Below are 18616 nucleotides of genomic sequence, written 5' to 3' on the forward strand. Positions count from 1 at the left end.
CCCTCCCCTTCTGGCCGGCATACCAACCCCAAATGCCCGCAAACGCAACAAATCTTCATCAATAGTCAGGCAGTTTCCCACATAGTGTCCGCCCAGCGCGGGCCAGGCTCGATTTGGCGCGCGCGCCGCCCGGACCATGGCGCGGCTTTAGAAATCCCATTTCCCGAAAGGACCGACATCGTGGCGGCGATCGATCGTAAAGAAATGATTGTCATGGGCGCCTCGGCGGCGCTCATCGGCGTCGCGGGGGCGACGCATTTCCTGCATGCGGGTCCAATTGTCAGCTTTCTCGCCTGCGCCCTCGCTTTGGCGGGCGTCGCCCACGTCATCGGCGAAGCGACGGATCAGGTCGGCAACCATCTCAGCCCCTCCGCGACCGGCCTCGTCCAGTCAGCCGTTGGCAGCCTGCCCGAGCTTTTCGTCTGCATCTTCTCGCTGCAGGCTGGACTCGTGACCGTCGTGCAGGCCTCGCTGATCGGCTCGATCCTCGCCAATGTTCTTCTCGTGCTCGGCCTCGCTTTCGCGGTCGGCGGCTGGCGCCATGGCGTGCTGCATTTCGAGAGCCAGACGCCGCGCATGATCGCCTCGCTCCTGCTCCTCGCCGTATCCGCGCTCGTCCTGCCGACGCTCGCCAACGAGCTGCATCTGCCCGCCGCCTCTCACGAGCAGGATCTCGCCGCCGTTTGCGCCGTGGTGCTGCTTCTCGTCTTCGCCATCATGACGAAGTCGATGCTCTCGCAAGGCCAGCGCGCCGTGCCCGCCGAAGCCCATGCGCGCGCGCATGCCTGGCCGCTCGCGACCGCGATCACGGTGCTGCTCGTCTGCGCGGGCGGCGCGGTGCTGGTGTCGGACTGGTTCGTCGAGGCGCTGGAGCCCGCCATCGACACGGCCGGCATCAGCCAGACTTTCGCCGGTCTCGTCGTCGTCGCCATCGCCGGCAACGCCATCGAGAATGTCGTCGGCATTCGCCTCGCCGCCGCCGGAAAGGCGGACCTCGCCGTGAGCGTCGTGCTCACCAGCGCCCTTCAGGTCGCGGTCGTCATCGTGCCGATCCTGATCCTCGTCAGCTTCGGCATTGGCGGCTCCGCCTTCACGCTGGTGATCCCCCCGATCCTCGCGGCGGCGCTGTTCCTTTCCGTCATGGTCGTCACGGTCGTGACGGTGGACGGACAAGCCGACATGGTGGACGGCGCGGCGCTGATCGGGCTCTATATCGTCATCGCCACCATCTTCTGGTGGGGCTGATCAGGAAGCGGATGGCCCGACCGTATCGGAGCGGCATGCCTTAAAACTCCACCTCGAGCTCCTCGATCTCGTCCTTCTCCAGCTTCGCCGCCTCGATCCATTCCTGCATGGCGGGCCAGGCGAAGATGCGGTCGCAATAGGCCTGCGAGACCTCGTCAAGCTCAACGCCATAGGTGCGAAAGCGCGTCGCCACCGGCGCATACATGGCGTCGGCGATGGAGATGTCGCCGAAGAGCCAGGGTCCCCCGCTCGTTTCGAGGCATTCGCGCCAGATTTGCGTCACGCGGGCGATGTCGCCCTGCGCCTTCGACCACACCTTGAAATGCGGGAAATGCGCCTTGAGGTTCATCGGCAGCGCCGAGCGCAGCGAATTGAAGCCTGAATGCAGCTCGCCGCAGATCGAGCGGCAGCGCGCGCGGCTCAAGCGGTTGGCCGGCATCAGCTTCGCCTCGGGAGCGATCTCGTTCAGGAATTCGCCGATCGCCAAAGTGTCCCAAATCCGGAAACCGTCATAAGTCAGGCAGGGCACGAGGATCGAAGGGGAGAGCAAAAGGATTTCCTCCCGCGCCGTCGCGTCGTCGGGATCGACGGCCACTTCCTCGAAGGGCAGGCCGGAGAGCTTCATCATCAGCCAGCCGCGCAGCGACCAGGAGGAGTAGTTTTTGCTGCTGATGGTGAGCGTCGCGACCGGCATTTCTCGTCCCCGTTGAACCGTCTGCGGATCAGCAAGTCATGTGCCACTTTCTTGGGCAGATGGCACGGCCCTTGCTGCGGAGGAAGCCAGCGAAACAAGGGCTCCTCTCCAGCGCATGTATGACGCCTATCAGGCCTATGCCGACTTCATCGATCCGGTCCGTACGGCCGCCGCGAGCAATGAGCGCATCCTGAGCCTTTTCGGGACGATGCAATTCGTCTCGCCGCTTCGGTGCTGGCAAGCCTATCATGAAGTCGTCTCTTTGGCGGGCTTCACCCATAAGCGGCCGGATTACGGCATTGGCGACATTACGACCGAGGCGGGCGAGACCACGCCCGTCGTCGAGACGCCTGTGACCTCGACGCCCTTCTGCACGCTGCAGCGCTTCTCCCGCGCCGGCGCGAGCGGCGATCCGCGCGTGCTGCTCGTCGCGCCCATGTCCGGCCATTTCGCCACGCTCCTGCGCGGCACGATCCGCACGCTGCTGCGCGACCACGAAGTCTATGTCACGGACTGGCGCAACCCGCGAGACATTCCGCTCGATCAGGGGAGCTTCGCTTTCGAGGACTTCGTCCAGCACATCATCGACTTCCTGAAATTCATGGGACCGCAATCCCATCTCGTCGCCGTCTGCCAGCCGACCGTCCCGGCGCTCGTGGCCGTCGCGCTGATGGCGCAGGAGCAAGACCCCGACCAGCCCGCGAGCCTCACGCTGATGGCCGGGCCGATCGACGCCCGCGTCTCGCCCACGAAAGTGAATGAATTCGCGACCTCGAAGCCCATCGAATGGTTTCGCGAAAAAATGATCAGCACCGTCCCGCGCGGCCTGCCCGGCGCGGGACGGCGCGTCTATCCCGGCTTCGTGCAGCTTGCGGCTTTCATGTCGATGAACATCGACCGGCACCGGAAAGCCTTCGCCGATCTCTTCGAGCACAGGGTCAAGGGGGACGACGCCAAGGCCGATCAGATCAGGACCTTCTACGAGGAATATTTCGCGATCATGGATCTCGACGCGGATTTCTATCTGCACACGATCGAGACGGTCTTCCAGAAATTTGCCCTTCCGGAAGGCAATCTGACTTTCAAGGGTCGAAAGGTCGAACCGCGCGCCATCAAGAAGACCTTCCTGCTCACGGTCGAAGGCGAGAAGGACGACATCTGCGCCATCGGCCAGACGCTCGCCGCGCAGGATATTTGCGGCGGGTTACGCCCTTATATGAAATCGCACCATATGCAGGCGGGCGTGGGCCATTACGGCGTCTTCAACGGCAAGCGCTGGGACAGTCAGATCTATCCGGTCGTGCGCGAACATATTCGCTGCAGCATATAGGCGCTTTCCCGGGAGCCTGCGGCTCACCAATAGCGCCAATAAGGCGCGCCATAGAAGCGCGGGCCGCCATAAAGCATGAGTTCCTCCCGGCTCGCGCGCCGGTCGGCGGAGCGGTCGAGATCGATGTCGAGCAGGCATTTCGAGAAGCCGTCGCTCCCACGCTTGAAGCCGTAGGACCGGCAGCGGGCGTCGTCAGCCGCGCGCTGCTGCGCCGGCGAGGTCGTCTCGCAGGCGCCAAGGGCCGCCCCCAGGGCGACAAGGGCGACAAGGGCGAAAAATCGAGAAATCCGCATTTTTTGATTCCCGTCGGGCACGATAGGAAAATTCCGGCAAAAAGTGGCCGCTTCGCGGCGAACGATCGGCGCGCCTGCGCAGGATGAGGACGCCGATCCTCCGGCGCCCCACGAGCCTCGCTCTGGAGCCCCCCAAGGGGGCCAGCGCGGGAAACGCCGCGAAACTGGCGGCTCGCGCCAACAAGGCCGCGTCACCAAGATCGCGTCACCAGGGCTGTTTCGCCAATGGCTGCTCGACATTTCTCAGATTGCCCTCTATCGCCGCGACGCGCTGGGAAAGGGACGCGACGGCGTTTTGCAGCATGGCGAGTTGGCGCGCCAATTCCTCTATGCGCGCCGTCTCATTGTGGTCGGAGACCGTCGCGTCGCCGCGCAGCTGCGCCAATTGCCGCCCCAGGCAATTGACCGCCGCGACGACGTCGGTCTGCTCGGCGATGACGCCGGTGACGCCGGAGGCCTGCGGAATGCAGGTCACTTCCGCGTGAGCCGGAAGCGACAAGGCGAAAGATACGAAAAGCGGACCAATCAATAGTCGCATATTCCCTCCAAAGGCGCGTCCGCGCGCATCCAGCGTCGCAGGCTTTCCCGAAACGCCGCATTGGTAAAGCGCGATTTCGGCCGGTGGTTCTTGCCAAGCCTCCGCGGAAAAGCATTTATCCGGCAAAAGCAAAACGGGAGGAAGACGCTTCGTGGCCCTGCCGCTCGCGCCGGAACTGGCGGTCTCGCGCTGGTTCAACGCCGCCGCGCCCATTACCCTCGCGTCGCTGCGCGGCCGGGTCGTGATGCTGCACGCCTTTCAAATGCTTTGCCCAGGCTGCGTCTCCCACGGAACGCCTCAGGCCCAGCGCGCGCAACAGCTCTTCCGTAATACGGATCTCGCCGTCATCGGACTCCATGCGGTTTTCGAACATCACGCGGCGATGACGCCCGTCTCGCTCGAAGCCTTCATCCATGAATATCGCCTGACCTTCCCCATCGGCGTTGACGAAGCGTCGAGCGGCGATCCCATCCCCGTCACCATGCGGCGCTACGAGATGCGCGGCACGCCGACATGCGTCCTCATCGGCCGCGACGGAACGGTCCGTCACCATGGCTTCGGACAGGAAGACGACATGGCGCTCGGCGCGATCATCGGAACGCTGCTGGCGGAGACGCCGTGACGCTGCGTCAGACTCATCCGCTCGTGTTGGTTGGCGAGGTCGCGCCGCTCGGCGACGCCCGTCATGTCAGCGCGATCGACAAGCGGCCGGCCGCGGGGCCCTGGCGCATCGGCAAGACAGGCGTCGAGGGCGACGCGCAGGCCGATCGCAAACATCACGGCGGCGCGGAGAAGGCCCTCCATCATTACGCGCTCGATCACTATGCGACGTGGCGTGACGAAATCGGCGCGGCGCCGGCGCTCGATGCGCCCGGCGCCTTCGGCGAAAATCTTTCGACGCAAGGCTGGATCGAAGACGACATCTGCATCGGCGACGTTATCCGCTTTGGCGGCGCGCTGCTGCAAGTAAGCCAAGGGCGTCAGCCCTGTTTCAAGCTCAATCTCCGTTTCGGCCTGCGCGACATGGCGCGGCGGGTGCAGATGAGCGGGCGCACCGGCTGGTATTACCGCGTGCTCGAAGAAGGCGTCGCGAATGAAGGCGCCGCGCTGCATCTGACCGAGCGCCCCTGCCCCGACTGGCCGCTGACGCGCCTTTCGCATTTACTTTATCGCGACATGCGCGACCGCGAGGGGCTTGCGGCCATGGCCGCGCTGCCCCACCTTGCTCAAAGCTGGCGCGGCCTCGCGCAGAAGCGGCTGGACAGCGGCAGGGTCGAAAATTGGAGCGCACGGCTTTACGGCCGGCAACGCGCAGGCTGATTGCGCGCACGCTGCGATAATCCTAATCTCCGCCGCAATCATCAAGGGAAACGCCCATGTCCGCTCGACACGAAACGCTGCACGACAATCTCTTCACCGGCAAAATCGGCGCGGAATATGACTTCCTGACTTTCATGTGCCCCCACCACGCGCTGCTCGCGAAGCGGCTCGGCGAGACGGTCGCGAAATGGAAGCCGGACGTCGCCCTCAAAGGCGTCGAAATCGGCTGCGGCACCGGCGTCAGCACGCTCCCGCTGCTTGCGGGCCGCCACAATCTCACGCTGACGGCGATCGACGCGGCGCCCGCCATGCTCGATCAGGCCCGCGAAAGCCTCGCGGATTATGTGCAGGCGGGGCGCGTCGACTTCAAACAGGCGGATGCTTTGGAAGCGTTGAAGGCGTTGCCGAGCGACAGCCTCGACCTCGTGACCTCGAACTACGCCATTCACAATTTCCTGGACGATTACCGCTCGCTCGTCCTCGCTGAAATCCACCGCGTGCTGAAAAAGGGCGGGCTCTTCATCAATGGCGACCGCTACGCCATGGATGACCGCGCCGCGCATCTTCTCGACACGCAGGAGACGGTGCGCCGCTGGTTCAAACTCTTCCGCGAGATCGACCGGCTCGATCTGCTCGAAGACTGGGTCGTGCATTTCTACAGCGACGAGTCGGAAGACCACATCATGCATTTCACGCCGTCGATGGAGAGGCTGAAGGCGCTGGGCTTTTCGGTGACGGTCGATTTCCGTGAGGGCGTCGATACGCTGGTGCGGGCGGTTAAGGCCTGACGCCAGCCGTCGACGCGAACAAACCAGATGCGTGATATTGCTTTGCCCTTCACCCTGCCTACGGAGAGGAAGTTGGGGTGGGCAAGGGGCTCCCGCACACGCCGCTTGAGCGTCCTTTGCAAAACTGCGCTATAGCGGCGCCATGGACCTCGCGCTTCTCGCCCTCCTCGCCGCGCTTTTCTCCGCCTTGTGCCAGTCGGTCACCGATCTCGGCACGAAGGCGGCGACGCGCGTGGCGGACGACCGCGCCATTCTCGCCGTGCAATGGGGCAGCGCCGCCCTTTTGCTGGCGATCGCCTGCTGCGTCGTCTATCCGGGCTTCCTCGACGCGCCCGTCGCGACGATGGCGTCGGTGACGCAGCCGGGGTTCTGGACCTTGCTCGCCTGGTCGGGCGCGCTGAACGTCACCGCCTACGCCTTCTACATTCGCAGCTTCCGCCTTTCCGACGCCTCGCTCGTCGCGCCGCTCGTCTTGCTGACGCCGGTGCTGATGCTCGTCACCTCGCCCATCATGACCGGCGAACATGCGCCGCCCATGGGCATGCTCGGCGTGCTTCTCACCGTGCTCGGCGTCGGGCTGCTCGACGCCAATCGGGAGAACGGCAAGCGTTTCAATTTCTCTGTCTTCGCGAAAGACGTTGGCGCGCGCTATATGCTCGCGACGGCGACGGTCTGGAGCGTCACCGCCAATATCGACAAGCTCGGCGTCAAAGCCTCGACGCCGCTCATCTGGATCGCGTCGCTTTGCAGCGTGATCGCGCTTTGCTCCGCTGCCTATTGGGCCGTCGGCGCGAGAAAAACGCCGCGCCTCGCGGCCCTGCGTTACGCCGTCATGGCGGGCTCCGCTCTGTCCATCGGCACAGCGGTGCAGATGTGGGCGCTGACAATCCTGTTCACGCCCTATGTCATCGCCATCAAACGCCTGTCGGCGCTCTTCACCGTGCTGGCGAGTTCGCATGTGCTGAAGGAGGAGACCGGCGGGCGGTTGTTTGGAGCGGCGGTGATGCTGGCGGGGGCGGTGATGATCGCGATGGCGCGGGGGTGAGCGTTCTCAACGCTCAATAATGATACCTGCACTGTGCAATCAGCAGGCTCTCGCCTTCAACGCGATACACCAGCCGATGCTCCAGCGTGATCCGTCGCGACCACCAGCCGCGCAAGTCGCCCCGTAGCGGCTCGGGCTTTCCCGTCCCTGAAAAAGGCGTGCGCGCACATTCCTTGATGAGTGAATTAATGCGCTCCAGAACCTTCGCGTCCTGCGACTGCCAGTAGAGGTAATCCTCCCAGGCCTGTTCCGCAAAGACGAGCTTCATTCCGAGAGCTTGCGCTCCACGCCCTTGCCCGCGTCCAGTTCACCGATCGCAGCGAGAAGGCGCTCGGCGTTGCGCGGATTCTTCAAAAGATGCGCGGTCTCCTCATAGGACGCGAAGTCCTCGAGCGAAATGAGAACGGCGGCGGGCTTGCCGCGATCGCGCGTGATGACTACCGGCTCATGATCTTCGGTCACGCGGTCGAGCGTGGCGGCGAGGTTCTTGCGGAGATCGCTGTAAGAAGTGGTGCGCATTGATGGAATATGTACGGGATTAAGTACGTTTACAAGCTATCATGTTCGCCTTGCGCGGCGGAATCAACGCATCGCGGCGCCGAGGCAGATCTCCCAAAATGCCCGAAATTCTCAATTGAAGGCATTCGCTTTCACTCCTCCATCTTCAACGCCGCAATAAACGCCTCCTGCGGGATCTCCACGCGCCCGAACTGGCGCATCTTCTTCTTGCCTTCCTTCTGCTTCTCGAGAAGCTTCCTCTTGCGGGTCGCGTCGCCGCCATAGCACTTAGCGGTCACGTCCTTGCGGAAGGCGCGCACGGTTTCGCGGGCGATGATCTTGCCGCCGATCGCGGCCTGTATCGGCACCTGGAACATATGCGGCGGGATCAGCTCTTTCAGCTTCTCGCACATCTGCCGGCCGCGGCCGTCGGCGCGGGTGCGGTGGACGAGCATGGAGAGCGCATCCACCGGCTCGCTATTGACGAGAATGCTCATCTTCACGAGATCGCCGGCGCGATAATCGGTGAGCTGATAGTCGAAGCTTGCATATCCTTTCGAGATCGACTTCAAGCGATCATAGAAGTCGAACACGACTTCGTTCAGTGGCAGGTCGTAGACCGCCATGGCGCGCTTGCCGACATAGTTCAAATCGACCTGCGAACCACGCCGATCCTGACAGAGTTTCAGCACCGAGCCGAGATAATCGTCGGGCGTCATGATCGTCGCCCGAATCCACGGCTCCTTGATTTCCTCGATCTTCACCACGTCCGGCATGTCGGCCGGATTGTGCAGCTCGATCTCCTCGCCATTGGTCAGCAAAATCTTGTAGACCACAGACGGCGCCGTCGCGATCAGGTCGAGATTGAACTCGCGCGACAGACGCTCCTGAATGATTTCGAGATGCAGCAGGCCGAGGAAGCCGCAGCGGAAGCCGAAGCCGAGCGCCGCCGAGGTCTCCATCTCATAGGAAAAGCTCGCGTCGTTCAAACGCAGCTTGCCGATCGCCGCGCGCAAATCCTCGAAATCGGCGGCGTCGACCGGGAAGAGGCCGCAGAACACCACCGGCTGCGCCGGCTTGAAGCCCGGCAGCGCCGCGTCGCAGGGCTTGCGGTCGTCGGTGATCGTGTCGCCGACGCGCGTATCCGCCACCTGCTTGATCTGCGCGGTGATGAAGCCGACCTCGCCCGGGCCGAGCTGGGCGACATCCTGCATCTTGGGGCGAAAGACGCCGATCTTGTCGACCTCATAATGGGCGCCCGTGCCCATCATCTGGATCTTCTGGCCCTTTTTCAGCGTGCCATCGAAAATGCGCACCAGCACGACCACGCCGAGATAGGCGTCGTACCAGCTATCGACCAGCAAAGCCTTGAGCGGCGCCTTTTCATCGCCCTGCGGCGGCGGCAGGCGTGTGACGATCGCCTCCAGCACGTCGGGAATGCCGATACCGGTCTTGGCGGAGATGAGGACCGCCTCCGAGGCGTCGAGGCCGATGACCTCCTCGATCTGCTCCTTGATGCGGTCGGGCTCGGCGGCCGGCAGGTCGATCTTGTTGAGCACCGGCACGATCTCGTGCCCGGCGTCGATCGCCTGATAGACATTGGCGAGCGTCTGCGCCTCGACGCCCTGCGAGGCGTCGACCACGAGCAGCGAGCCCTCGCAGGCCTTCAGCGAGCGCGAGACCTCATAGGCGAAGTCGACATGGCCAGGCGTATCCATCAGGTTGAGAACGTAGTCCTTCCCGTCCTTCGCCTTGTAATGGAGGCGCACGGTCTGGGCCTTGATGGTGATGCCGCGTTCGCGCTCGATATCCATCGAATCGAGCACCTGCTCGACCATCTCGCGCGCCGCGAGCGTTCCGGTCTCCTGAATCAGCCGGTCGGCCAGCGTCGACTTGCCATGGTCGATATGGGCGACGATCGAGAAATTGCGGATGTTGTCGAATTTGTGGGGGGCGCTCATGGCGCCGGGGATAGCAGGGAGACGTCCCAAAAGAAAGGGCGCGGTTAACCACCGAGTCCAGACCGCCGGCCGGCCTTCAACGACGGCCTGGTCCTCCGAGACACAGCCCCGGCTCGCCGGTCAGGACGATCCCCAACTTGCTGATTTAAAAAGAAACCCCTCATGCTGAGGAGCTTGCGCGGCAAGCGTCTCGAAGCATGAGGGGCGCCCATTCGATTCTGTCAGAATAGTGGCGCGGAACGCCTCACTTCTTGGCCAGCAGCTCCTCGACCTTGGCCATGCCTTGTTTGGAGAGCGCGATGACCCTCGGCGTCGCCCAGGCGATGAATTCCTTTGTCAGCTTGATCGCCAAGCAGCCGACCCTGGTCACCGTTTCGACGGTCTTGTCGAAATAGGGAAGGACCGGGCTGTCGGCGGGAATCTTGTTGCGGACCCAGGCCACGCCCTGCTTCGTCCTGTCGGCCAGAACGTCGAGCAAGAGCTCGAACGGGTCGGTCGAAGGCTTGGCGTCGAGCGCATCGCGCAGGCGCTGGATTTCCATCGAAGAGGCGACGAATTGCCGGTTGGCGTCGTCGGCCTTGCGCGTGGCCTCCTGCAAAGCGGTTTCGACGGCGCCCTTCTCGCGGGCGAGCTGGTCGCGCTGAGAAGTGAGATCCGCGACGAGCTTGTCATGCTCCGCGACGACGTCGCCGATCATCTGGTCGCGCTCGGCGAGGACGGAGGCGAGCTCCTCCTTCAGTTCATCGCGTTCCTTGGCGTAATCGTTCGCCTTGGCGACGATCTGCGACTTTTCAAAGCTCTGCTGGTCCCGGTCGGCCTTGACCGCCTTGAGCTGCTCTTGGAGATTCTCGTATTCGGCGCGGGAAACGCCATCGTCGGGTTGCGAAACGGTTTCGTCGGACATACCGCCTCCTAGAAGCTTTCGATTCCATGCGAACGCGCAATGGCGCGGAAATGCGTCAGTAGCGCTTCGGCCTCAAAAACGCTCGCCAACCAAATCCATCAATACGGTTAATTTTTTGATTACGCAAAAAATGTCTTCTTCTGAGACGGCTTAGCTGACGGAATGCGCCGTCTCGCGCGCTTTATCGTCCTTGTTCCTGCAGACGTTGCAAGGCGGCGGCGCAATCGCGCGGCGCGGCGAGGCAGCGGTCGCGCGCGGCGGCGACGAGCGCGTCGGCCCCGGCTTGCGCCATGTCCCTCGCCGTATCTTCGAATTGAGGGCGCCGGGGCGGTTTGGGCGCCCCGACGCGGCCATGCGCATCTCCGGCCGCGTGATGGGCGGTCGGCGCGTCCTCGCCGCGCCATTCGAGCGCGACGAGGACGAGCGCGATGCAGGCGAGACATTTCAAAAGAAAGACCACGCGCGTCTCCGATCTTTTCCAGACTTTTCGCGCGCCCGGGTTGCCCGAAGGTAAATGCGGCCGGCGCGAATTGGACTCGGGCGTGAAACCAAACACAAACCATCGCGGCCGCGCGGGGCCGAAAATGTCGGTTCACGCCGCACGCTTAGCAGTCACTTAAGATAGGTCTGCGACGCTCCCTGCAATCAGGAGCGTATGCTTTGAGTAAAACTGTCTCATTCGACCGTCCGGCGATATGGATCGACCATCTCGTACATGAAAGCGTTCTGAAGCGCCCTCTCGAGTCGGCGCGGCATCGCTTTTTCGTGCTTCCGAGGCTTGTCGTCGCCGCCTGCATTTTGCTCGGCGCGCCGGTCTGGCTTTTCCTCTATGGCGCGCCCTCGGCGTCCGAACTCATGATTTACGCGCTCGCCCAAATGCCGCTGATCTCGGTCGGCGTTCTGGCGCGCACGGGCCAGCTTCGCCTCGCGCAGAGCGTCTCGATTTTCGGCTGGCTCGCAATGGCCGTCGCCCTGCACGGTCTGACGCAGGGCTATGAAACGATTTCGATCACGCTGCTGACGATCGCGCTCGTCGAAGCCGCGCTGACTCCCGAGATCGTCATGATCTTCGTCATCGAAGCGGCGACGATCGATCTCATCGCGCTCACGGCCGGCGTCCACATGCCGGGCCAGCATCTCAGCGCCTTCGAGCGCTCCGCCTCGCTCGCCATTCTCGCCGCGCCGCTGCTGCTCTACATCGCCTTCCTGTCCGTCTGCGCCATCCGTGCGGAGAATACGCGCACCAAGGTCGACTCCGCCAACGCCCGCGATTTGCGTCTGCTGACCGACGCGATCGGCGACATCGTTCTGCATCTCGATCGCGGCGGGGCCGTCGGGATGATCATCGGCGACACGCATAAGGTCTACGGCCTCGATCGTCGCGATCTCATCGGCCGCGGCTTCTTCCAGCGCGTCCATATCGCCGATCGTCCGGCGTTTCTGAAGCTCGTCTCCGACGCCTTCGATCAGGACGCGCCGATGACGACCGTTCTGCGCGTGCAGGTGGGCCTGGCACCCTCGGCGTCCGGGAAATATGTCGAGCCGATCTTCAACTATTTCGACGCGCGCATGTGCCTGGCGCAGCCCGTCGCCGACGATTTGAATCTGACGAACGAAAATCCCCGTCCCGTCGTCTGCATTCTGCGCGACGTGACCGCCGAGAAGCGCGCCGAAGAAGCGATCGCGGCGGCGCGCGCCGAAAGCGAACGCGCGACGATGAGCAAGACGCGCTTCCTCGCCAATGTCAGCCACGAGCTGCGCACCCCGCTCAATGCGATCATCGGTTTCTCCGAGATGCTCGCCAATGCGGAGCTGGCGCCGTCCGATCCTGCGAAGCAGCGCGAATATGCGCAGATCGTCGCCAATTCGGGCCATCATCTGCTCGAGGTCGTCAACACCATCCTCGATATGTCGAAGATCGAATCGGGTTCGATGCAGATCTTCCCCGAGCCCTTCTCTCTTCCCTCCCTTATCGACCAGTGCTGCGACATGGTGCAGCTCAAGGCCGATCAGGGGGGCGTGAATCTGCTGCGCGACTATCGCCGCGACATGGAGGAGCTCGTCGCCGACAAGCGCGCCTGCAAGCAGATCCTGCTCAACCTGCTTTCCAACGCCGTGAAATTCACGCCGGCGGGCGGCAAGGTTCGCGTCGTGATCGCGCCCGAGGGCAATCTTCTCGCGGTGACCGTCGCGGACACTGGCATCGGCATTGCGGCGAGCGACCTCTCGCGTCTCGGCGACCCCTTCTTCCAGGCCAGCGCCTCGCATGACCGCGCTTATGAGGGCACCGGCCTCGGCCTCTCGGTCGTGCGCGGCCTCGTCGGCCTTCACGGCGGCGCCATCACCGTGGAGAGCATGCCGAAGAAAGGCACCTCCGTTACGGTCCGTCTGCCGCTCGACTGTCGCGAGCCGACGCTGGGAACCTGCGTCTCCGCGCAGATCGAAGCCATTCCGCGCATCGGCGCCGCCATCGGCGCGGATATCAGCCAAGTCAACGAAATCGCCAAGAAGACGGTGAAGAAAATTGCGTGACGCATCGCTCAGCGCCTCGAAGTTTCAGGACTTCCCCGAAGAACGCGCCGCGCCGAGGCGCCGCGCGCCGGCAGCTCCCGCCCAGCCGGCGCCCACGCCGCGCATGCCGAAGAAAAAGCCCTCGGTCCTCGCGCGCGTTTTCGCGCCCCAGCGCATGGGCGTGCTGGTTCTGCTCGGCATTGGCGGCCTCGCCTTTGTCGGCGTGCCGATGAACGCCCTCTTCCTTCAGGACGGCCATCACCCCGCCCCGCTCTTCGCCGCTCGCACGCCTCTCCCGCAAAAGGCGGCAGGCGCGGATGTCGCCGCGCCCGTGGCGGCGAAGTCCGAATCGGCCCGAATCGAGAGCGACGCCGCGAAGACGGACGCGGCCAAGGCCGAAGCGGCGAAGGCGGAGATGGCGCTCCCCGCCGCCAAGCCCTCCAGATCCGAGGCCGCCGCGCTGAAAGCCATGCTCGCGCGGCCCGAAGGCGCCGCTCGCGCCGAAAAGAAACATGATGCGGCGGATCGCGACGCCATCGCCGCCATGCTCGGCGGCGCGGAGGCTCCCGTAAAGACCCGGACGGCTCCGAGCGCCCGCGCGCCGGCGCCGGAGGCGAAAGCCCAGGCGACCCAACTGAAAACGCCCGCTCAGCCGAAAATCGCCGCCGCCCCGGCGCCGGCTCCAAAGGTCCTGACCCAGCCGCCGAAGGCGCCGGCGCCGAAAGCCCAGCCGCAGACGCAGGCCACGGCGCCCGCTGAAAGCGTCGCCACCGCCCAGCGTTCGCTGCAGCGGCTCGGTTATGTCGTGAAGCCCGACGGCGTCCTGAGCCCGGGCACGCGCCAGGCGATCGAAAAATTCGAGCGCGACAATGGTCTGCCCGCGAAGGGCGACCTCACGCCCAAAATCGCCAAGCTGCTGGCGACGCGCGCTGCGGCGCCGCACCAATAAAGACAGGCTTAGACCGGAGACGCATTTCGCCCTAGATTAACGCAATGCGTCTCCGATCCGATATTTTCGCGGCCGCGCTCATTCGCCGGGCAGAAGCGCAAGGGGCCGTCGCAATGTTGCGGCGCCGAGGCGCCGCCGAAGCGGGCGCCCTTTTCATCAAGCTCGACCGGCTCGACGGCCGCGCCGCCGTTTACGGACCCGCGCCGCAAAGCGAAGAGCCGCCGGAAGGCGTCGACCGTCTGTTTTCCAGGGTCCACGTCAATGACTGGCTCGATCCGGCCGAGGCGGAAGCGCGGCTCAAACGCGAGATGATGTTCGACCCGGATCTGTGGATCGTCGAAATCGAGGACCGCGACGGCCGCGTCTTCGTCGATCTCGCGGCGTAAGCGCATGGACCGCTGTCCTGGCGCGTTGGTCGTTGAGGTCGTGGACATAGAGCGTCGTCGTCGTGGTCGACCCGCTGGTCGCCGTGCGCGAGGCTAGACGGTTCAGGGCGTCATAGCCATAGACCGCGCCCTGCGACGGGGCGTTGGTCTGATAGGCTTTGGAGAGCCGCCCCTCCACGTCATATTGGAAGGTCATCCCCAGCGCGCCGGTGCGGCTATCGGTCACGATGTCGCCGGAAGCGTCAGGCGAAGGACCGCCCCGACTGACCCGAAGGCGTGACCGAGCTCAGCCGGTTCGAGCCCGCCGGATAGGCGTAGGTCGACGTGACGCCGTTGCGCGTTTCGCTCGCGCGGTTGCCGTTGGCGTCATAGGTCCAGGACAGCGTCCCGTAATAGCCCTGCGCCGTCATCAGCCGCCGCGTCGGCGTATAGGTGAAGAGCTGCGCCTGCGACGTATAGGTGAAGGGCGGCGTCGTGGACGGATTGTTGTTGTCGGCGATGCTGTCGACCATGTCGCCGGTCCAGGACAGGACGCGGTCGATGATGAAGCCCGGACCGCCCGACCAGCCGGTCTGCACCCGCGTGATGCGATAATCCGTGTCGGTCGTGAAACTCGTAATGGCGCCGTAGCCGAAGGTCATGCCGGCGAGGGGGCCGTAGGGGTTCCACTACACGCCGGAGACGACCGTTTGCGGAGCGGCGGCGGCGTTCTGCTGCGTCGTCACGCCTGACACGCGCCCCATCGCGTCGCGGGCCGCTTTGGGCCCAAATTAAGCCGAAAGGTCAGCGAACCAATTTCCGTAAATGCTATGCCTGTGTCTGTTTAATTGAACTATTTTCCGGCCTCGCGCAGTAAATCTATAATCAACGGTGGCGCATTAATCTTCAGCGCATATTGAAGGGGCGTGTCTCCCCAGTGGTTTGCGATTTTTACGTCAGCTCCATTATCTAACAATAATCTAACAACGTCGGCATTTCGACCAATGACTGCGTTAAACAACGGTACCCCATCCATATCACCTAGCTCGTTGACCTTAGCTCCGCCCTCCACGAGGGTTTTTACTGCATCAACGTCACCCCAAGTACAAACGGTATGTAAGGGTGTATCACCTAGGTGATTTTTCTGGCCTAGAGATGTTATCTTCAAACCATACCAGCTCGCCGTTTTTTCACATTCACGTAAAACTTCAGAGATAGAAGCCATTTCTTTCAATCCTCAGGCGAACTTGGTGGGCAGACTTGGCTGTTACAATATCTCTTGATATCGTCAGCCGCGTTTTTCATTCGCTGTTTTACTTGCTCTAAGGCAGGTTCATGTATGGCTCTAGTCTTGGCATCCCCCCAACGCTCTTCCCACTCTACGCGCCTCTGGTAACAGACCAGGGCCTGACGATACCGCCAACGGGCGCTCGCGCATGGTGACAGGCCGGGCGGTTCACGCCGGTCGCATATCCTATGATAATTATTGTGATCCAAATCTTTTTGAATATCATCCCAATCAATACCGATCTTCGGCGGCCATTGTATGATGAGGCCGTCTGGATCGATATACGCCAACGGGTTCTGCCCCACATACCCATACAAGCTCCGCCCGCCTGCATAGCCGATCGGATCCGGCTGCACATACCTCCCGAGGCTCGCGTCATAGTGGCGATGCCAGTTATAAGCCAGCCCGCTCTCCATCTGGAACCACTGTCCCGGAAAGCGCATGTCGAGCTTGATCGTGGAATCGAAGATCGCCGCGACGCCGCCGAAGGGGGAGTAGATCACGTCCCACACGGAGGCCCAGTTCTGCGCCACCATGCGCGCCGGGCGGCCCAAGTGGTCGGTGTGGACGGAATACATTGTCGGCGTCGCCGTGTCGGCGCCGTCGATCACGGCGATCGGAATGTCGTTCAGCCAGATATATTCGCGCTTCGTCACCCCCGCCGCATCGGTCTCGGCGATGACGTGGTTGTCGAGATCGTGGATGTAGAGCGTCGTCGTGGTGGTCGCGCCGCTCGTCACGGTGCGAGAAGCCAGGCGGTCCTGCGCGTCATAGGCGTAGACCGCGCCCTGCGACGGGGCGTTGGTCTGATAGGCTTTCGACAAGCGCCCCTCGACGTCATATTCAAAGCTCATGCCGAGCGCGCTGACACGTGTATTCGTCACGGCGTCCAGTTAAGCTTAACCGTCCCTTCCTCTGACAAAAATAATATTCCGGGGCGCGACAAGCGCATGCTTTCCTACAATTTCCGGAAGAGATTTGCATGTAATTATAGTTATTTTCACAAATTCATAGTCTTTTAAGTCAATATCAGACCAGTCAAAAAATGAAATAAATTTGCATTTTGCATCAGATGGGATTTCTTTAATAGGATAGTCCCAGTATCCAGATTCTATATCGCGGTTTAATAACGCAGGTATAGAGTCTAAATAGCTAGCGCCTATCACCTCTATTTCATGATTTACCCTTCCATAAGGAATGATCTGAAAATCAAGAGGCTCTAGAACGATATAATTGAACATATGTCTCTCAAGTTCTGTAAAATATTCGTTTATATTCCAGGCTAATTTAGTATTACTCCAAGGATTATCTACATAAAAAGCTATATTGAAAACTTCCCTGCTTAAAGACCGGAAGAGGCGCATCCTTATGTCCAGGTTATTTGAGTCATCCATGGCCAGCATTTTATGTTTCCCTGCTCGTTAATCCTGATGGCTAACTCGTTTTGGATAGCAGGTGCAATCTGGTGCCTGATGCCATTCAATGCCGTGTCGGTGTTTACCCCCCGTAGACCCATGCGCATCGCCTTCCGCTTCCCAGTATATGTTTGGCGGGCAAGGGTTGCACTTGCCATTGCAATCTTTGCCAGGGTTTATCGGCTGCACATCCTGAACTGGATCGACTTTGCCTCTGGCTCTGCTCTCCCAAGCTGTAATGATCAGTTTCCCACTATAATACGCAGCGGCGCCGGCTACGATCGGAATCAAAACTGGGATCGCTGGAATAGCGAACTGCCCCTTTGGATCGATCCTCGCCAAGGGGTTCCCCCCTACATAATCGAAGGGGTTCGGACCATCCGTTTGTAAAGATGATAGTCCCATCGGATCCGGCTGCACATACCTCCCGAGGCTCGCGTCGTAATGTCGATGCCAGTTGTACGCCAGCCCGCTCTCCATCTGGAACCACTGTCCCGGAAAGCGCATGTCGAGCTTGGTCGTGGAATCGAAGATCGCCGCGACGCCGCCGAAGGGGGAGTAGATCACGTCCCACACGGAGGCCCAGTTCTGCGCCACCATGCGCGCCGGGCGGCCCAAGTGGTCGGTGTGGACGGAATACATTGTCGGCGTCGCCGTGTCGGCGCCGTCGATCACGGCGATCGGAATGTCGTTCAGCCAGATATATTCCCGCAGCGTCACCCCCGCCGCATCGGTCTCGGCGATGACGTGGTTGTCGAGATCGTGGATGTAGAGCGTCGTCGTGGTGGTCGCGCCGCTCGTCACGGTGCGAGAAGCCAGGCGGTCCTGCGCGTCATAGGCGTAGACCGCCCCCTGCGACGGGACGTTGGTCTGATAGGCCCTTCGACAGCCGTCTCTCGACGTCATACTGGACGGGCATCCCCGGCGCGCCCATGCGGGAGCGTCCGGAACAAACACTATTTTACAGCGCGACGCAAAAGCTGAATAATTTCCATGGGCGCTCCCACAGTCTCCGCGTGTCCTAACGGCGTCCATCCAAAAGAGTTTGCAACATTGGGGTCAGCGCCCCTCTCCAGCAACAATCGCACGACGCCGGCGTTACGACCAATGATAGCGTTAAACAAAGGCACTCCTTCGTGGTCGCCCAAAGCGTTGACGTTTGCCCCGGCGTCTAAAAGAGTCTTTACTGCGTCGATATCACCCCAAGTACAAACTGTGTGTAAGGGCGTATCGTCGAGATAATTTTTTTGATCAAGCGACGTGATGGACATACCAAACCAACTTGCCGTCTCCTCGCATTTTTCTAAAACTTCAGCAAGAGATGCCATCGTCATCAATCCTCAGGCCCGTCTGGTGGACAAACCTGCGTGTTACAATACTTCTTGATGTCATCCGCCGCGTTCGTCATACGCTCTTTTACATTTTGTATTGCCGAGGCATGTTTAAGTCTAGTTTCTGCATTCCCCCAGCGC

Annotated in this window: 23 protein-coding genes; 9 read left to right on the forward strand and 14 right to left on the reverse strand. The window is 62.1% G+C overall.

Features of this window, described 5'->3' with window-relative positions:
* Positions 1-180: 180 nt before the first annotated feature.
* Positions 181-1245, forward strand: coding sequence for a calcium:cation antiporter (locus MMG94_RS06005; protein ID WP_244415173.1), 1065 nt, complete (start codon positions 181-183; stop codon positions 1243-1245).
* Between the two features lie 40 nt (positions 1246-1285).
* On the opposite strand, the gene MMG94_RS06010 is transcribed toward MMG94_RS06005, so the two are convergent.
* Positions 1286-1939 carry a glutathione S-transferase family protein gene (locus MMG94_RS06010; protein WP_016918183.1) on the reverse strand — a complete coding sequence of 218 codons (654 nt, stop codon included), beginning with the start codon at positions 1937-1939 and terminating at the stop codon, positions 1286-1288.
* A gap of 115 nt (positions 1940-2054) precedes the next feature.
* Here MMG94_RS06010 and MMG94_RS06015 point away from each other — a divergent pair, with 115 nt between their 5' ends.
* On the forward strand, positions 2055-3269 hold the full coding sequence (locus MMG94_RS06015) for a polyhydroxyalkanoate depolymerase (protein WP_016918184.1): 1215 nt from the start codon (positions 2055-2057) through the stop codon (positions 3267-3269).
* A 23-nt stretch (positions 3270-3292) separates the two neighbouring features.
* Here the strand turns inward: MMG94_RS06015 and MMG94_RS06020 are convergent, their stop codons facing one another.
* Together MMG94_RS06020 and MMG94_RS06025 are read right to left on the reverse strand one after the other, a co-directional pair.
* Positions 3293-3562 carry a hypothetical protein gene (locus MMG94_RS06020; protein ID WP_040578824.1) on the reverse strand — a complete coding sequence of 90 codons (270 nt, stop codon included), beginning with the start codon at positions 3560-3562 and terminating at the stop codon, positions 3293-3295.
* 205 nt (positions 3563-3767) lie between these two features.
* Positions 3768-4100, reverse strand: coding sequence for a hypothetical protein (locus tag MMG94_RS06025; RefSeq protein WP_154419989.1), 333 nt, complete (start codon positions 4098-4100; stop codon positions 3768-3770).
* Between the two features lie 157 nt (positions 4101-4257).
* Between MMG94_RS06025 and MMG94_RS06030 the strand changes: the two genes are divergently transcribed.
* The 4 genes from MMG94_RS06030 (at position 4258) to MMG94_RS06045 (ending at position 7253) form a co-directional block, all read left to right on the forward strand.
* A complete protein-coding gene (locus MMG94_RS06030; RefSeq protein ID WP_040578826.1) occupies positions 4258-4722 on the forward strand; it encodes a peroxiredoxin family protein in 465 nt (154 codons plus the stop codon).
* A gap of 2 nt (positions 4723-4724) precedes the next feature.
* Complete coding sequence (locus MMG94_RS06035; protein ID WP_040578828.1) at positions 4725-5420, forward strand: MOSC domain-containing protein; 696 nt, start codon at positions 4725-4727, stop codon at positions 5418-5420.
* 56 nt (positions 5421-5476) lie between these two features.
* Positions 5477-6208 (forward strand): class I SAM-dependent methyltransferase, encoded by a 732-nt coding sequence (locus tag MMG94_RS06040; protein ID WP_016918189.1) that lies wholly within the window; start codon positions 5477-5479, stop codon positions 6206-6208.
* Between the two features lie 142 nt (positions 6209-6350).
* Positions 6351-7253: an EamA family transporter gene (locus MMG94_RS06045; protein ID WP_016918190.1), complete on the forward strand. Its 903-nt coding sequence runs from the start codon at positions 6351-6353 to the stop codon at positions 7251-7253.
* A 13-nt stretch (positions 7254-7266) separates the two neighbouring features.
* Here MMG94_RS06045 and MMG94_RS06050 read toward each other — a convergent pair whose 3' ends face one another.
* From MMG94_RS06050 to MMG94_RS06070, 5 genes are all read right to left on the reverse strand, one after another.
* Positions 7267-7521, reverse strand: a complete 255-nt coding sequence (locus MMG94_RS06050) for a Txe/YoeB family addiction module toxin (RefSeq protein ID WP_016918191.1) — start codon at positions 7519-7521, stop codon at positions 7267-7269.
* Complete coding sequence (locus MMG94_RS06055; RefSeq protein ID WP_016918192.1) at positions 7518-7772, reverse strand: type II toxin-antitoxin system Phd/YefM family antitoxin; 255 nt, start codon at positions 7770-7772, stop codon at positions 7518-7520. The genes MMG94_RS06050 and MMG94_RS06055 overlap by 4 nt, the downstream gene beginning before the upstream one ends.
* A gap of 131 nt (positions 7773-7903) precedes the next feature.
* Positions 7904-9712, reverse strand: coding sequence for a translation elongation factor 4 (lepA, locus tag MMG94_RS06060; RefSeq protein WP_016918193.1), 1809 nt, complete (start codon positions 9710-9712; stop codon positions 7904-7906).
* Between the two features lie 244 nt (positions 9713-9956).
* Positions 9957-10616: a hypothetical protein gene (locus MMG94_RS06065; RefSeq protein ID WP_016918194.1), complete on the reverse strand. Its 660-nt coding sequence runs from the start codon at positions 10614-10616 to the stop codon at positions 9957-9959.
* A gap of 181 nt (positions 10617-10797) precedes the next feature.
* Positions 10798-11076, reverse strand: coding sequence for a hypothetical protein (locus MMG94_RS06070; RefSeq protein WP_026016000.1), 279 nt, complete (start codon positions 11074-11076; stop codon positions 10798-10800).
* A 200-nt stretch (positions 11077-11276) separates the two neighbouring features.
* Here MMG94_RS06070 and MMG94_RS06075 point away from each other — a divergent pair, with 200 nt between their 5' ends.
* From MMG94_RS06075 to MMG94_RS06085, 3 genes are read left to right on the forward strand one after another with little or no spacing between them, the layout of a single operon-like run.
* Positions 11277-13148, forward strand: a complete 1872-nt coding sequence (locus tag MMG94_RS06075) for a sensor histidine kinase (protein WP_016918196.1) — start codon at positions 11277-11279, stop codon at positions 13146-13148.
* Positions 13141-14076 (forward strand): peptidoglycan-binding domain-containing protein, encoded by a 936-nt coding sequence (locus tag MMG94_RS06080; RefSeq protein ID WP_016918197.1) that lies wholly within the window; start codon positions 13141-13143, stop codon positions 14074-14076. The genes MMG94_RS06075 and MMG94_RS06080 overlap by 8 nt, the downstream gene beginning before the upstream one ends.
* A gap of 44 nt (positions 14077-14120) precedes the next feature.
* Positions 14121-14462 (forward strand): DUF1491 family protein, encoded by a 342-nt coding sequence (locus tag MMG94_RS06085; protein ID WP_016918198.1) that lies wholly within the window; start codon positions 14121-14123, stop codon positions 14460-14462.
* A gap of 242 nt (positions 14463-14704) precedes the next feature.
* Here MMG94_RS06085 and MMG94_RS06090 read toward each other — a convergent pair whose 3' ends face one another.
* From MMG94_RS06090 to MMG94_RS06115, 6 genes are all read right to left on the reverse strand, one after another.
* On the reverse strand, positions 14705-15103 hold the full coding sequence (locus tag MMG94_RS06090) for a hypothetical protein (protein WP_016918199.1): 399 nt from the start codon (positions 15101-15103) through the stop codon (positions 14705-14707).
* A gap of 191 nt (positions 15104-15294) precedes the next feature.
* On the reverse strand, positions 15295-15666 hold the full coding sequence (locus MMG94_RS06095; protein WP_081495569.1) for an ankyrin repeat domain-containing protein: 372 nt from the start codon (positions 15664-15666) through the stop codon (positions 15295-15297).
* A gap of 5 nt (positions 15667-15671) precedes the next feature.
* Complete coding sequence (locus MMG94_RS06100; protein ID WP_016918200.1) at positions 15672-16583, reverse strand: RHS repeat domain-containing protein; 912 nt, start codon at positions 16581-16583, stop codon at positions 15672-15674.
* A 45-nt stretch (positions 16584-16628) separates the two neighbouring features.
* The gene (locus MMG94_RS06105) at positions 16629-17132 is read right to left on the reverse strand and encodes a hypothetical protein (protein ID WP_154419987.1); all 504 of its coding nucleotides are present in this window, start codon (positions 17130-17132) and stop codon (positions 16629-16631) included.
* Between the two features lie 18 nt (positions 17133-17150).
* Positions 17151-18050, reverse strand: coding sequence for an RHS repeat domain-containing protein (locus MMG94_RS06110; RefSeq protein ID WP_016918201.1), 900 nt, complete (start codon positions 18048-18050; stop codon positions 17151-17153).
* Positions 18051-18100: 50 nt separating this feature from the next.
* Positions 18101-18472, reverse strand: coding sequence for an ankyrin repeat domain-containing protein (locus tag MMG94_RS06115; protein WP_157212419.1), 372 nt, complete (start codon positions 18470-18472; stop codon positions 18101-18103).
* Between the last annotated feature and the right edge of the window lie 144 nt (positions 18473-18616).

The organism is Methylocystis parvus OBBP (assembly GCF_027571405.1).
Classification (GTDB): domain Bacteria; phylum Pseudomonadota; class Alphaproteobacteria; order Rhizobiales; family Beijerinckiaceae; genus Methylocystis; species Methylocystis parva.